Genomic DNA, 14043 nt, shown 5'->3' with positions numbered 1-14043 from the left:
ATCCCGTACGGCGCCCGCGATCCCGAGCCGCCGTTCGGCTCGGTATATCGGGTGCCCTCTGCGCTCGTCTTGGTCATACTGCTCCAATGCGACACCTGGCCTACCCCAAGATCCCTACGACCGAGCGGTCCGGCGGGGCGGTTGTCGGCGGCCCCTGGGTGGCGACCGAGAAGGTGCACGGAGCTCAAATGGTGATCGCCCACGACGGCCGGAACACGCTCGTGGGCAAGCGCAAGGCATGGCTGCGCGACGACGAGCCGTTCTTCGGTTGGCAACTTCTGCGCGGTCACCTCGAAAAGGCCGCGAAGGCCGCCCTGGCTCGGGGCGGCGCGGCCGTACGCGTCTACGGCGAGCTGTACGGAGGCCACTACCCCCACCCCGACGTCTCGCCGATGCCGGGCATCACTCCGGTTCAAACGGGGGTCTGGTACAGCCCGGAAATCCGCTTTGCCCTTTTCGACGTGCTACGCCACCGGGATCCCGGAGATCCCGGCGTCTTCCTGCCGTACGCGGACGTCGCCTCGATCGCCGCCGACGCCGAGCTCGACGTTGTGCCGATTCTCGGCAGAGGGACCCGGTCGGAGCTCGATGCCCTGCCGGTCCGGTTCCCCAGCCGGGTGCCGCAGGCACTCGGCCTGCCCGACGTGCCGGACAACCTCGCCGAGGGGATCGTCCTGCGGCCTGATGTCCCCCTGCCTCCCGACCGCAGGCCGACCGTCAAGCTGAAGATCGAGGAATTCGACGAGCAACGTTTCGACCAGAGCCGCCCCTGGGACCCGCAGGTGATCCTTACTCCCGAGGAACTACGCCAGGTCGCCCGGGCCATGGTCAACGGGCCGCGACTGGCCGGCGCGCGATCCAAGGTGGGACCGTCGGCCCTCGACGAGCTCCTGGATGAGGTGGTCCTCGACATCATGGTGGATCTGTCGGCGACCTTCCCCTCGGCCATGGCGGCGCTCGGCGACGAGGAGGAGGCCGAACTGCAGGCATCCATCCGCGGGGTCGCGATCAGTGATCACCATCAGGCGTGAGCACGGATCGTCGCCGCGCTCCCGGCGGAGGCGGCCGGCACTTCTTTCATACCTCCAAATTAGTACTGGACAGTCCAGTCTTCCATCAGTACTGTACGGTCCAGTACTGAAATCGAGAACGGGGGTTCCGATGCCGTTCATCGACCTCCCCGCGAAAGACCTGGCCATCTCCCGGCGCTTCCTCACCGAGCCCGGGTTCGCCTTCGACGACCGGTTCGCCGGCCACCTCCGGGAGGCCACCCACATGAACTTCTCGACCGCGCAGTAAGGGAGACGCAGATCATGAGCAGCACCGAGGTCGACGCCTACGTCGAGACCAAACTTCAGCCGAAGTATCAGGAGATCGTCGCGGCCCTGCGGAAGCTGATGGCCGACTGCGCCCCGGACGCCGTCGAGTGCCTCACCCACGGCTCCCCCGCCTGGCGCGCGACGAGGAACCTCGCGGTCATCAGCCAGAGCAAGACCCACCTCACCTTCGCCTTCGAGCGGGGCGCGGAGTTCGAGGACGCCCACGGGCTGCTGGAGGGAGTCGGCAAGAAGACCCGACACATCAAGATCAAGACGCTGGACGGGATGAACGAAACGGCCCTGCGCGACTACATCGCCCAGGCCGTCCACCTCGACCAGAACTGACGACCGCGAGCCCTCCATCTGCCCCCGATGACCGGCGCTTCGGGGGCGGCGCCCGGTGGCGAAGTCGGGTACGGCCTACCGGCCGGCTTCCGCGGCGTTGGGGGCGACCTGGTTGGGGATGCGGGTGCCTGGAAGGTGCTGGCCGACCGGTGCCGGCAAGCCCCCGGACAGCGCCGGACTGGAGTGCGCGGCGGCCTGGCCGGACTCGGAAGGTGTTGCCCGTTCCAGGAAGCGAAGCAGTTCGACCGGGAAGGGCAACACCAGGGTGGAGTTCTTCTCGGCGGCGACTTCGACGACGGTCTGGAGTAGGCGTAGCTGCAGTGCGGCGGGGTGCAGGGCCATCGTCTCGGCGGCTTGGGCCAGCTTCTTCGAGGCCTGCAGCTCGCCCTCGGCGGTGATGATGCGGGAGCGCCGCTCACGTTCCGCTTCGGCCTGTCGCGACATGGACCGCTTCATCGACTCGGGGAGCACCACGTCCTTGATCTCGACGCGGTCGATGTGCACGCCCCAGCCCACAGCCGGACTGTCGATCATCAGCTCCAGGCCCTGGTTGAGCCGCTCCCGATTGGACAGCAGATCGTCCAGCTCGCTCTTGCCGATGATCGACCGCAGCGAGGCCAGCGCGACCTGGCGAATGGCGGATTCGTAGTCCTGGACACCGACCACCACGCGCACCGGGTCGACGACCCGGAAGTAGATGACGGCGTCCACGTGAACCGTCACGTTGTCCCGGGTGATGGCGTCCTGGGCGGGCACCGGCATGGTGATGACCTGCATGTTGACCTTCTGCAGACGGTCGGCGACCGGCATTATCAGGGCGAGTCCGGGAGCGCGGAGCTCGGGGCGGACCTGTCCGAACCGGAAGACGACGCCCCGCTCGAACTGTTTGACGATCCGCACACCGGCCTTCAGCCATATCGCACCCAGCACCACGATCGCGATCAGCACATAGATGACGGTAGTGATCATTTCATCCTCCTACGTCTCCCCTGGGTCCCGCCGTTCCAAAGACCTCTTGGATCGATGACCGATTCGCGGATCCCGCTCGCGGCGGACGGTGACACCTGCCGCCGCACCCGGTGCCACGCCCCCCAGATCGGCGCCGATCAGTGATCTCATCACCGGGCGGGATCATCTGGAGCGTCATCCCGAGTACCGGCGATATCGGGCGACTCCCCCGGATCAGGCCGGACGGCGCGCGGTGCGGGTGCCGCGCGTCGGCGGCAAAGGGCCGTGCGAAGCCCGGGTCCTCGACCGGTAACCGGCGCTGGATCTCGCGCGCCGCCTCGCGTTCACGGTCACTGGGCACGACACACCTCCCAGAGGTGCCTGTCCGTCAGGCGCGGCCTCACTACCTCCCTGTTCGGACCTTTCTATCGTAGCGCGATACAAAGTGCCCGATATGCACCTTTTCGCCGAGCAGATCCGGCCTTCCTCTCACCCGGATCACGCCTGCATCACCTGCATCACCGCGCCCGCACATGGAACTCGGCGACTTGCCCGCGACAGGCCGATGATCGCCACGAGGTACGTTCCAGGAGGGCGGCCCGGACGTACGGCCGCGGCACAAACATGTCGTATCACGATATATTTGTGACATGGCGGATCGTGAGACCGAGAAGCCGCCGCGTCATGACGCGGCGGCGGCCGAGGACGACGGGGCGGGACTCGAACCCCTGACGAAGCGGGATTTCGAGGTGTTGGCCCGGTTCCGTTTTGAGATCCGCCGCTATCTACGTTTCAGCGAGGAGACAGCACGGAGGAACGGCCTCACCCCGCAGCAGTACCAGCTAATGCTGGCGCTGAAGGGGTTTCCCGGCCGCGGGTGGGCGACCGTGCGAGAGCTCGCCGACTCCCTCCAGCTACGCCACCACAGCGTGGTCGAACTGGTCAATCGGGCACAGGCGCAGGGCCTCGTGGAGCGGAGCGCGCACCCGAGTGACGGCAGGGCGGTGCGGGTGTCGCTGACACCGGAGGGAGAACAGGTCCTGACCCGCCTGAGCGCGCTGCACCGCGACGAGTTACGGCGCATGGACGCGATACTCAACATCCCGCCTGGGATGACACACCGCAGGAAGGACACCGGTGATCCCCCCGGCGTGTCTCCGGAGGGTGCCGGGCAACACGCGAAGGATCATCGAAAGGACGGGAGTCCGTGAGACGCGGCGCGGCTTCGCCTCACCATCTCCCGGGCAATTCGTAGACCCAGCCCTCCCGCCAGGCGAACTCCTCATCCACCAGATCCTCCAGTGTTCGCCCGCCGAGCAGATGGTCCAGCGCCCACCGGTTGGCCGAGTGTGCGATCACCAGCACCCTCCTGCCGTCCCATAGCCCGGCAAGATCCGTCAGGAAATCACGGGTGTGCTCGACGACCTGCCGGTAGCTCTGCCCGCCCGGCCACGGCACGTCGATATGCCGGGATCTTTCGACGGCCAGCCGCGCCACGGGCATTCCGTTCCACTCGCCGTAGTCGCATTCGCGCAGCCGTTCATCCTGATAGATCGGAATGTCGGTGCCCGCGAAAGCGAGCTCCGCGGTCTGCACGGCACGACGAAGATCAGAGGTGAACACCGCGGCCAAGCCATCATGGCGGCGGCGTTCACCAAGCTCCCGAGCCAGCTCACGGCCTCGCGACGACAGCTCTCCCGGTAACCAGCCGGTCGCGATTCCGACCTCGTTGTCGGTCGTGATCGAGTGCGTCTCGTACACGATCATCGTTGCCACACCCGGCTCCAAACCTCTCGCGAACAGGCCGTTGAACAGGGAGAACGCAGTCCCGGCAGGTAGTCGGTGTATCCGGCGAACACGATCTCGTTGCGGACCGAGGTGATCGGATCGCGCCAGATCGACCAGTACGGATAGATCATCAGATCTTCACGATATGAGGGGAAGGCACGTCTAACAACCCCCACCCCGTCCGTGGTCCCGCCTCGACTGTCCCCCTATGACCAGGGCATACGGAGCTCCCTCAAGAAGACTCCAAGTATTCCTCAACCAGAGCTGGACAATCTTGCCGCGAAGTGACCGGTTTCACACCACGGCAAAGCCGATCGAAATTCCAATGCGGATCAGGCCATCGCGGCAGGTAAATCAATTATTGCAAGAAAGAGAACGATGACGGCTTTCCTGCACGAAGAACCAGACAGGCCCTGGAAACGATCATCATCAAGCGAATCAGGGGAGACCTGGGATTCGCCGCATGGAAAAGAATGTGTTTCAGCGAGCTCCATGACGGAAGACCATGCGGTGCCGGACAGGCACCTTCACAATGTCTCCCGACATTCGATGACATGCGCGCCGCGGGCTTCGGCCATGGAGCAGGCCGAAGCCCGCAGAAAGTTCATGGCGGTCCTGCCGTGGTACGTGACCCCGGCAAGGAAACCTCACCGTCCCCGCCAGGTCACGGAGCCCGGCGGGAGCACATGGAACGTTGACCTGCCCAGCGAAAGCAGTCCGTCGAGCCATACCCCGGTCGGAGGTTGGAATCTTGGTGGGCCAGGTTCTTGAGATAGGTCGCAATTCGGCTGCCGTCGCCGCCACATTGAACGAGTTCCTGAACGAGTCCGAAGGCTGGCTGAATCAACGGGGCCTGACTCTGGAATACCATACGGATATTTCAAGTTGGGTCCGCCACATGCGGACCGCGGTTCACGCCGACGGCATAAATCCGACTTTTGACCCGGCGCACAGTCCCGTCTCCGCCCAGAACAGCTACTGGTTGGATATCAGGGACCGCGGCGGATCGACGGTCGCGTGCATCGCCGTGCGAATGATATACACGGCGGACTTCAGCCGTTACATAAGCTCCATGCGGCTGTGGTTCGATCCGCCACCCCTCGGGATGGAACAGTCGCTGGACCTCGTTCTGCCGGCGGAGACACCCATCATATCCGGCAGGGTGGCGCACTATGGCGGACACTGGGTGCATCCGAGCTGGCGGGGAAGGGAAATCCCCGGCCTCCTGCTTCCGCTGGCCAAGATACTCACCTTGGACCTGTTCAGAAGCGACTGGGACACGGGGATCGTGTTCTCGAAGAACGCGGTCAGGCAAAGCCTCGTGGACGCCTATGGTTTCGCGAATACGGTGCTCTGCTATTCCGGCTCGTTTCCCCCCGCCCACCGTGACGACACCCTTTTTCTGACCTACAGCAGCCGGGCGCAGACCCTGTCCCTGATGCCGCATGCGATCACGAGGCTGCGCCCCCGCATACCCGCAGACGATCCTCCTGCCGACCGGTATGCCGAAATCACTTAAGCGTTGGTTCCGATCTCCGCGTTAACTGTTTTGTTTCGCCGCGAGTGGAATCCTCTCCGTTGCCCATGAACAAGGATTCGAGGGAATTGAAAGCGGTATGAGCGATAACATCTGGACCGAGTTCGCCAAGAGCTATGACCAAATGATTCCCGAGCTGAACTGTTATCAGCGGATGCTCAGCAAGATCCTTCGCGACACGGAGGGCCGTCGGATCGTGACCGACGCCGGGTGCGGAACCGGCCTGGTCAGCCAGGCACTGATTGACCGCGGTCACCGGGTCATCGGCTTCGACAACAACTCCGCCATGCTTCAGCGGGCTCATGACAAGAAGGCGGCCGCGTCGGGCGAGGCTCGCGACCGATGGACGGTCATGGAGGGAAGCGTGGAGCGCTTTCCCGCCCGGGTTGTTTCCGACGCGGACGCGGTCCTGCTCAACAACGTCCTTTTCTACGTCCAAGACGTCGAATCGGCGCTGCACGAGGTTTTCTCCCACTTGAAGCCGGGGGGCGTGATGATCGCTACCGGTCCGAAACGCCGGCCCGACCTGCAGAAGGTGCTTCGACACTCCATCGCGGAGTGGCAGGCGGAGGGGCGTTTCACCGAGGATCTCCAGGCCGCGCTGGCCCATCATTCGACCTGCGCTCAGAAACTGACCACCGACCCCAATGAGATGGTGACGTTCTTCGAGGTGGACGAGCTGGTGGACACCCTGCGACGCCTGGGTTTCTCGCGCCCCCTGGTCGCGGATGGCGACGACTACTTCGGCGAGAATTATTACGTTTGCATGCAGAAATGAAGTGAGGTTTCCGGTGGAAGGCTCCAAGGTCAATCCCAGGTTTCAGCGTAACCTGGGGATTCTGGACGAAGAATCGATGAAGAGGGTCGCGGACACCCATGTTCTCGTGGCCGGAGTGGGCGGCGCCGGTGGGCAGTGCGCGGTGGATCTGGCCCGCCTCGGCTTCGGTTGGGTGACACTCGCAGATTTCGACGTTTACGAAGTACACAATTCCAATCGCCAGGTCGGCAGCTTTGACAGCACCGTCGGTCAGCCAAAGATCGAGGTCGTCGGGAGAATGTGCCAGGACATCAACCCGGAGCTGCGAATCCGCAAAGCGGCGGAGGGCGTGACGGAAAGCAATATCGACTCCTTGCTTTCGGGGTTCGACGGAAAACCGGTGGATTACGTCGTGGAAGTCATCGACATCGCCGGCCTCAGGGCGAAAGAATGGCTGCACCAAGCATGCAGGGAGCAGCGGGTCGTCATCATGACCGGCTTGATGCTGGGCTTCGGGGCCGCTTTGCATGTTTTCCAGCCCGAAGCACCTCCTTACCAGGATCTCTACATGCTTCCGGATGGGCGCATCGATTTACCCAAGATCATCCCCAGGCTCGGCGACTATGTCGTACAGAAGCATTGGGATGCCTGCTTCGCCGGGCGCGGGCACGCTCCCACGTGCGTGATCGGAGCCACCACCGCGGCCGGGATGATGGTGAGCGAGATCATGCGTGCCATCCTCCTGGGGCGGGATCAGATGGTGTCCTACCCCGAGTACCTATACGTGGATTTCTTTGACCACCATTATGTCCGAGGCTCGGTCGTCCCCGCATGAACGCCATGAATGCACCTTTCGCCCTCACCCGACCCGACGAGAATGGTCCGGCCGTGCTTTGGGGTGGCATGTGCGAATCGGGAAGCCTCAAATACCTGACGTACGAGCTCTTCCTTGAAGAGGTTCCGAAAGATGTCCGAGGATTCGTTGAGATCTCCGGTTCGTCAACCGCGCTTGCCCTGGATCTGCTCGGGAGGGAAAGAGGGCTGCCGACCGTCGCCATCACGGATGCCTCCGGTCACGATCATCTCATGAGGCGCGGATTCCGTGGCGAGGTGCAGACGATCATGAGCCTCAAGGAGGCTCACGAGCTTTGCCTTCAGCGCGAGCAGGAGGGTTGGTTCTGGCCGAGGCAGTTCACCAACGCGGCTTTGGTGAGGTGCGTGGAGCTATGGGGGTCGCAGCTTTTGCGGGAAGTCCGTGCGAATTGGCCAGAAATTCGCTATTTGATGTGCGGATTCGGTACCGGCGCCACTGTCGCGGGATTGCACCGCGTCTTTACTCCGCGGGGATATTCAGTCATGGGATTGCAAGCCAGGGCGGACGATCCCGTTCCCGGCTGGAGGAATTATGCCCTCCAGAATCTGGGCGACCAGGACCTTTTCCATAGTTACCAGGAGGAAATCCCGCTTCCCATCCCATCCGAAAACTCCGGTGGGGGTGCTCTGGATTCACTCTTGAGGTACGCGGACACCTATGCCAATCCGGAGCAGGTGCTGGTGATTTCCCACGACGGCCGCCCTCGGGGCTAGGGCCTGCCCGAAGGGTCGCGAGACGGGCCCCGCAGCGAGTCGTTCCGTACGGAGCGCGAGTGACACCGGCGGCGATGACGGTGACTCGCCCCCGGCCTGCGATGACAGGACCGTAGGACCCACTGGCCGACGCCGGTGAGCACCCGGCTTCTCAATCGGTTCGGCCTCAGGCGACGGGGAGCGGGAGAGCGGACCCGGCGGGGAGCAGGAGGTCCGGAGCGCTCCCCGTTCTCAGGTCAGCTCCAAGAGGCGTTCTTCAGCAGGCCCGGCAGCTTCTGGTCGCCCCATACATCCACTACGACGATCTTCGACTCGGGCAGGAACCACTCCCGCTGGGTGAAACTCTCCGTCTGCCGGCCGCTACTCTGCTTCACGCACCGGCCGGCCCAGGCGGTGTACTTCGCCTTGTGCCCGCGCCCGACCTGGCGCAGCCCCGTCGAGGTGGCCTTGCCGATCACCTGGATGCTTCCGTACTCGAAGGGGCAGCCCGCCGGCGCCCCACTGGCCGGGACGAACGGCTTCTCGCCGGTGTAACGGCGGCCCTCGGCGCCGTAGGCGATCACCTTCGGGCCGTACAGCCAGAACCCCCGGCAGTTCGGGGCGAAGGGCTCGGGAATCTTGCAGCTACCGGTCGCCACCAGGACCCGGTCCGTGTAGTCGTACACCTTCCAGGTGGCGGGAATCTTCAGGTTCATCCCCCGGAAGGAGAGGGTCTTGGTCCCGGAAGCCGACGCGGCCGCCGGAGCCGCCGCCGGCGAGTTCGCCGCGGCCAGGGCGGCGGTGGGAGCAGCGAGCAGAGCGGCCGTGGCCAACACGACGAGAGCAGAAGATCGCTTTCTCATTCCGGGCAAGTTACCGATCATCACTTGTCGCCGGCTTGGATCCCGCTGGACACCATCCTTGAACAAGGCCTGGAACGAGTCCTCACCGCCGGATGATCGGTGTGCAGCACGAACACAGATGCCCCTGCAACGCGAGGCGGTCCCCCCGGCCGTTTACGGCCCGGCCGGCGGGTCCGGCGCTGCTTCTTCGGTAGCGGTCTGTTCGACGACAGCCCGCGGCTCGTCACCGACCTCCCATGGCTGCAGCCGCGCCACCCGTTGCTCATCTCGCCAACCCCCGACCGTAGGCGACCCACTGGCCGACGCCGGTGAGCACCTGGCCTCTCGACCGGTTCGGCCTCAGGCGAGGGCGGGGGCGGCGAGCATCCCAGAGGCCATGACGCGCAGCGACGCGGCCAGCCGCGTCGCCTCTCCGCGCTCCAGCAGCCGCAGAACCGGCTCGCTCTGGAGGCTGCCCAGCAGGATGTGAGCCAGCAACTCCCCGTCCAGGTCGGGGCGCCGCGCGGCGATCAGCGCACTGGTGTGACCGTGCCAGAACCGGTATACGGGGTGGTCGCCGTCTTCGTCCCGGTGCTCGCCGTGCTCCTTCCATTCCGGCCTGGGCGCCGCCGTAGCGGCGTGGCCGAGCGCCGCGAGGAGCCCCTTGTTGCGGCCGACGACATCGACGATCGCGTCCAGAAAGGCCATCAGTCGCTCCTCGGGCGGGACACCGGGCCCCAGCGGCGGAGGTCCGCTCGCCACGGCCTCCTCCAGGGCGTAGGCCCGCTCCTGCATCAGCGCGACCATCAGCCCCATCCGGCTGCCGAAACGGTGGAACACCGTGCCCTTACCGACCCCGGCCGCGGCGGCGACCTGTTCCATGGAGATCTGCTCGGGCCGGTGCCGGGCGAGAAGGTCCTCGGTGGCACGCAGGATGGCGCGACGGTTGCGTGCCGCGTCAGCGCGTTCGCGACGCTCCTCGATCATCGGCTCCTCTTTCCCATGGACAACTGGACCGACGGTCAAGTACGCTCGCACCGAACTTGACCGCAGGTCCACTTTACCCTCGATACGGGAGGACGACATGCGCCGAATCCGTTACCACGCCTACGGCGGCCCCGAGGTGCTCACCATGGAGGAGACGGAGACCCCAAGCCCGGGCCCCGGCCAGGTGCGCATCCGCGCCGAGGCGATCGGCGCCAACTTCGTCGACGTGAAGTTCCGTCAGGGGCCGGACACCGGCGGAATCTACCGGCGCGAACTGCCCGCCGTGCTCACCGGCGACGTGGTCGGCACGGTCGACGCGGTGGGGCCGGGCGTCGACCCCACCCTCACCGGCCGGCGGGTCGCCACGCTGGCCGAGGACGCCTTCGCCGACCACGTCCTCGCCGACGCCGGGTGGCTCGCGCCCGTGCCGGAGGGAATCGACGACGCCACCGCGAGCATGCTGCCGATGGGCGCCCCCGTGGCGCTGGGCACGTTGCGCGCCGCCCGGCTGTCACCCGGCGAGACCGTGCTCGTCCACGCCGCCGCGGGAGGCATCGGCCATCTGGCCGTGCAACTCGCCAAGATCGCTGGCGCCGGCACCGTGATCGCCACGGCCGGCTCCCCCGCCAAGCTGGACTTCACCCGCACACTCGGCGCCGACGTGGCCGTCGACTACTCCGCGGAGGACTGGCCAGAACGGGTGCGCGAGGCCGCGCCAGGAGGAGTCGACGTCGTCCTGGACTCCGTCGGTGGCCGCACCCTGCTGCGCAGCCTCGACCTTCTGACGCCGTTCGGCCGAGCCGTCGTCTACGGAGCGGCCAGCGGCGAGGCCACCGACATCCCGCTGACCAGCCTGTTCGCGATGAGATCGGTGGCCGGGTTCTCGCTGCTCGCCTGGCGCGCGGCCGCGCCGCAGCAGGCACGCGAGGACATGGACCAGGTCGCGCGGCACGCGGTTGAGGGCAGACTGCGCGCCGCCCTGCACGCCCGGCTGCCGCTCGACGAGGCGGCCGAAGCGCACCGGATCATGGAGAGCCGCTCCCAGCTCGGCCGCGTCCTGCTCATACCCTGACTCCACAGAACTCGGGGCACATCAGAACACCGGAACCACGGCATCCATCATGGACACGATCACCCCGTACGACGACCGCGAGGCCTGTCGAGCACCATGACCGAGTCACCGAAGCCGGCCACGCCCGAGCACTTCCCCCTCAACATCAAAGAGCCGTCCACCTGTGCAAAGGCGAGACGCTCACGGAGGTCGCAGCCGGGTTCGGCGTCGGTACGGCCACCGCCCCCTCGATCAGGCGTTGCGTGCGGCCAAGCGCGCCGGCCATCCCTTCGTGGTGCTGGAGGGCACACTTGCCCTCTTCGTGCAGGTCAATCGGTCAAAGCGATCCTCGTGCCTCCACCCGGCGAGGCCGGGTGGAAAACGTCCACTGGATTGCATGAGTGAACACGTTGCATGGAAAGGCGGAAGCTGTCACCTCGTTTTGATCATCTGTCACAGCGCGGGAACAGCCGGTGCGGTCACCACGAGCGCTCACCAGGTCGGCCGATCAGGCGGCCGAGCCGCGGATGCCCTGGTAGGAGGGCTCGTCAGGCCCAGGGGTCGAAGGGGATGCCACTCGGCTTGGCGCGCGAGAGGAGGTCCCCGAACCTGCCGTCATTGATCTTGATGGTCGCGGCGCCGAAGTCCGCGTTCATCAGCCTGTCGCGCAACCAGGTGCTGGGCCAGCCGTTCCAGTCCACGAGCGGGGGATAGCGCCAGTTGTGGTAGTGGTTCTCCGGCGGCTCGTCATTGCCGTTGGCGAGCCGGAAGAAGTGCGTGGACACCCCGTCCTTGTGATAGACGACCTTGGGGTGCGACCCGTCGAAGCGCACCTGCGAGCGCGTATAGGTCACGACGCTGCTGTGTTGCGTGGTCGAAAGGTACTCCACCTGGTTGGACGCCTGGTTGACCCAGGAGATGACGTGCTCCCAGTCGTGACGGTGGCCGCCGAGGCTGATGCCGGGCAGAGCCTGGTCCTTCTCGAAGTAGCTGGCGTACACGACGGCGCACCAGCCGTTGTTGCACTTGGAACGGGCGTAGGTCTGCGAGTTGTCCAGGTCCGACTGGTCACGGCAGTTGCCGTTGACCGCGCCGGTCGGGTTCAGCCCCGAAGCGAGGGTCCCGTCCGGCCCGATGGCGGGGGTGGCGTAGCAGCCGTCGCCGTCGTAGTCGTAGGCCGGCGAGAACGAAGCCTCGTACCCTCCGGCCGACTGAGGCAGGTTGTTCGGCGGAGCGGCATAGGCCGCCGACGCGGGGATCACGACCCCCAGAGCGGTGGCGCTGAGCACGATCCCGAGCCGGGAACGCTTGCGCGTGAAGAACGTAGGGGAGGAGATGCTCCTCTCTGACACGGTCGCTGACTTCGATGCCCTCGCGGTGGACGTGAATGACGACAGCTTTCGCATTCTTCCGCTTTCTCGAAGGACTGGCTCCATGACCTGACGGCGCGCCGGCGTGGTGGGGCGTCGGCGACGTTCTCCGCGCCGATGTGAGCACGCCTCGCACTTTCACGGCACCACGGAACCGACGCTTGATCAAGGTCCTTAGATCAAATGACGCCAACATGTATCGGCGACGGTCGAAAGGTGAACCACGCGCGAAGGCTTACGAATCGCCTCCCGGAGGGGAAGGGAACCGCCATGAGCGCCGGCAACGTACGTCGCGACGTACGGAAGATCATTGAGAAGGCGGGACTGCGTGGCACCGACTGGACCCCTCGCGAGATGCGGCACAGCTTCGTCTCACTGCTGTCCGACTCCGGCGTCCCCATAGAGGACGTCTCACGGCTCGTCGGCCATCGGAACACGGTGGTCACCGAGACCGTCTACAGGAAGCAAATCCGGCCCGTGCTCATGCAGGGCGTAGAGACTATGGACGACATCTTCGGGAGTTAGAGGTCGCGCAGATAGGCGCGGGAGCGCCCCCGGCAGCAGAGCAGGCACAGGTCTTGGCGATCATGGAGTTGCGACGCTCTGTGATCACCGAGGAGACCTGTGCCTGTCCTGCCATCATGGCTGACCGAACCGCTGTGGGACCAATTCTCGGCGCTGCTGCCCGAGCGGCCGATCTACCACTCGGACCATCCCCTGCGCTGCCACCGCCCCCGCATCAACGACCGGATCGTGTTCGACAAGCTCCTGCAACTGCTGCGTTTCGGCTGTTCCTATGAAGCGATCGCCGACACGACCTGCTCGGCCAGCACCATCCGCACCCGCCGCGACAAGTGGATCCGGCTCGGCATCTTCAGCCACTTCAAGCAGATCGCACTCGAGTCCTACGACCGCATCGTCGGCCTGATGCTGGATCAGATCGCCATCGACGGCTCCATCACCAAAGCCCCCGGCGGCGGCGAGGTCGCCGGGCGCTCCCCAGTCGACCGGGGCAAACAGGGCCTGAAACGCTCAGGTATGACGGATGGCTACGGGATCCCACTCGGCCGTGTCCTGGCCGGGGCGAACTGCCACGACTCCCCTCTGCTGGCCCCCACCTGGACCACTTAGCGGACCTCGGGCCGCTGCCCGACGACATCACGGTGCACCTGGACGCCGGCTACGACTCGAACAAGACCTGCACCCTGCTCAATGAGCGCGGCCTGCGCGGCCGGATAGCCCACAAGGGCGAGAAGGCCCCGACTCAGGAAAGCCAGCGCTGGCACGTCGAGCGCACCCACGCCTGGCAGAATGTCTTCTGCCGCCTCGCCCGCTGCTGCGAACGCCGCGCCATCGTGATCGACGCCTTCTTCAACTTCGCGGACGCGATCATCACCGTCCGCAGCCTCATCCGACGATCCTGGACAACCCACCGCTGGGACAGCCGCCCGAGGCGACGCCCGTAAGTCCCCACCTATCCGCGCTGATGCCTTCGTTATTCGCGAAGTACCCGACGCCGGAGGACCTGGTCAC

Annotated in this window: 16 protein-coding genes and 1 pseudogene; 11 read left to right on the top strand and 6 right to left on the bottom strand. The window is 65.5% G+C overall.

Features of this window, described 5'->3' with window-relative positions:
• Positions 1 to 86 precede the first annotated feature (86 nt).
• The 3 genes from ABT130_RS01895 to ABT130_RS01885 all read left to right on the top strand — a co-directional run bounded on the left by ABT130_RS01895 (position 87) and on the right by ABT130_RS01885 (position 1664).
• On the top strand, positions 87 to 1031 hold the full coding sequence (locus ABT130_RS01895; protein WP_350952003.1) for an RNA ligase family protein: 945 nt from the start codon (positions 87 to 89) through the stop codon (positions 1029 to 1031).
• A 130-nt stretch (positions 1032 to 1161) separates the two neighbouring features.
• A complete protein-coding gene (locus ABT130_RS01890; RefSeq protein ID WP_350952001.1) occupies positions 1162 to 1299 on the top strand; it encodes a hypothetical protein in 138 nt (45 codons plus the stop codon).
• Between the two features lie 14 nt (positions 1300 to 1313).
• Positions 1314 to 1664, top strand: coding sequence for a DUF1801 domain-containing protein (locus ABT130_RS01885; protein ID WP_350923428.1), 351 nt, complete (start codon positions 1314 to 1316; stop codon positions 1662 to 1664).
• A 75-nt stretch (positions 1665 to 1739) separates the two neighbouring features.
• Here the strand turns inward: ABT130_RS01885 and ABT130_RS01880 are convergent, their stop codons facing one another.
• Positions 1740 to 2633, bottom strand: a complete 894-nt coding sequence (locus ABT130_RS01880) for a slipin family protein (protein WP_350951998.1) — start codon at positions 2631 to 2633, stop codon at positions 1740 to 1742.
• Positions 2634 to 3262: 629 nt separating this feature from the next.
• Between ABT130_RS01880 and ABT130_RS01875 the strand changes: the two genes are divergently transcribed.
• Positions 3263 to 3823 (top strand): MarR family winged helix-turn-helix transcriptional regulator, encoded by a 561-nt coding sequence (locus ABT130_RS01875; protein ID WP_350951996.1) that lies wholly within the window; start codon positions 3263 to 3265, stop codon positions 3821 to 3823.
• A 19-nt stretch (positions 3824 to 3842) separates the two neighbouring features.
• On the opposite strand, the gene ABT130_RS01870 is transcribed toward ABT130_RS01875, so the two are convergent.
• Both ABT130_RS01870 and ABT130_RS01865 read right to left on the bottom strand, forming a co-directional pair.
• Positions 3843 to 4379 carry a histidine phosphatase family protein gene (locus tag ABT130_RS01870; protein ID WP_350952175.1) on the bottom strand — a complete coding sequence of 179 codons (537 nt, stop codon included), beginning with the start codon at positions 4377 to 4379 and terminating at the stop codon, positions 3843 to 3845.
• 353 nt (positions 4380 to 4732) lie between these two features.
• A complete protein-coding gene (locus tag ABT130_RS01865) occupies positions 4733 to 4894 on the bottom strand; it encodes a hypothetical protein (protein ID WP_350951994.1) in 162 nt (53 codons plus the stop codon).
• Between the two features lie 260 nt (positions 4895 to 5154).
• Between ABT130_RS01865 and ABT130_RS01860 the strand changes: the two genes are divergently transcribed.
• The 4 genes from ABT130_RS01860 to ABT130_RS01845 all read left to right on the top strand — a co-directional run bounded on the left by ABT130_RS01860 (position 5155) and on the right by ABT130_RS01845 (position 8281).
• On the top strand, positions 5155 to 5919 hold the full coding sequence (locus ABT130_RS01860; protein WP_350951992.1) for a hypothetical protein: 765 nt from the start codon (positions 5155 to 5157) through the stop codon (positions 5917 to 5919).
• 97 nt (positions 5920 to 6016) lie between these two features.
• Positions 6017 to 6715: a class I SAM-dependent methyltransferase gene (locus ABT130_RS01855; protein WP_350951990.1), complete on the top strand. Its 699-nt coding sequence runs from the start codon at positions 6017 to 6019 to the stop codon at positions 6713 to 6715.
• Between the two features lie 13 nt (positions 6716 to 6728).
• Positions 6729 to 7529 carry a ThiF family adenylyltransferase gene (locus ABT130_RS01850; protein WP_350951988.1) on the top strand — a complete coding sequence of 267 codons (801 nt, stop codon included), beginning with the start codon at positions 6729 to 6731 and terminating at the stop codon, positions 7527 to 7529.
• Positions 7526 to 8281 (top strand): pyridoxal-phosphate dependent enzyme, encoded by a 756-nt coding sequence (locus ABT130_RS01845; RefSeq protein WP_350951986.1) that lies wholly within the window; start codon positions 7526 to 7528, stop codon positions 8279 to 8281. Before ABT130_RS01850 ends, ABT130_RS01845 begins: the two co-directional genes overlap by 4 nt.
• 236 nt (positions 8282 to 8517) lie before the next feature.
• Here the strand turns inward: ABT130_RS01845 and ABT130_RS01840 are convergent, their stop codons facing one another.
• Positions 8518 to 9123, bottom strand: a complete 606-nt coding sequence (locus tag ABT130_RS01840; RefSeq protein WP_350951984.1) for a hypothetical protein — start codon at positions 9121 to 9123, stop codon at positions 8518 to 8520.
• 339 nt (positions 9124 to 9462) lie between these two features.
• Entirely contained in the window at positions 9463 to 10089 is a 627-nt protein-coding gene (locus tag ABT130_RS01835; protein ID WP_350951982.1) for a TetR/AcrR family transcriptional regulator, read from the bottom strand.
• 97 nt (positions 10090 to 10186) lie between these two features.
• Between ABT130_RS01835 and ABT130_RS01830 the strand changes: the two genes are divergently transcribed.
• Positions 10187 to 11161 (top strand): quinone oxidoreductase family protein, encoded by a 975-nt coding sequence (locus tag ABT130_RS01830; RefSeq protein WP_350951980.1) that lies wholly within the window; start codon positions 10187 to 10189, stop codon positions 11159 to 11161.
• Positions 11162 to 11688: 527 nt separating this feature from the next.
• Here the strand turns inward: ABT130_RS01830 and ABT130_RS01825 are convergent.
• Positions 11689 to 12492, bottom strand: a complete 804-nt coding sequence (locus tag ABT130_RS01825; protein WP_350951978.1) for an NPP1 family protein — start codon at positions 12490 to 12492, stop codon at positions 11689 to 11691.
• A gap of 288 nt (positions 12493 to 12780) precedes the next feature.
• On the opposite strand from ABT130_RS01825, the gene ABT130_RS01820 reads away from it, so the two are divergent.
• Together ABT130_RS01820 and ABT130_RS01815 are read left to right on the top strand one after the other, a co-directional pair.
• The gene (locus tag ABT130_RS01820) at positions 12781 to 13035 is read left to right on the top strand and encodes a tyrosine-type recombinase/integrase (protein ID WP_451935704.1); all 255 of its coding nucleotides are present in this window, start codon (positions 12781 to 12783) and stop codon (positions 13033 to 13035) included.
• 99 nt (positions 13036 to 13134) lie between these two features.
• Positions 13135 to 13976 (top strand): annotated as a pseudogene (locus ABT130_RS01815) (IS5 family transposase).
• The last annotated feature ends 67 nt before the right edge of the window (positions 13977 to 14043 follow it).

It is taken from the genome of Streptosporangium sp. NPDC001681 (genome assembly GCF_040298085.1).
Lineage (GTDB): Bacteria > Actinomycetota > Actinomycetes > Streptosporangiales > Streptosporangiaceae > Streptosporangium.
This window is presented reverse-complemented; position numbering and strand designations above follow the sequence as displayed.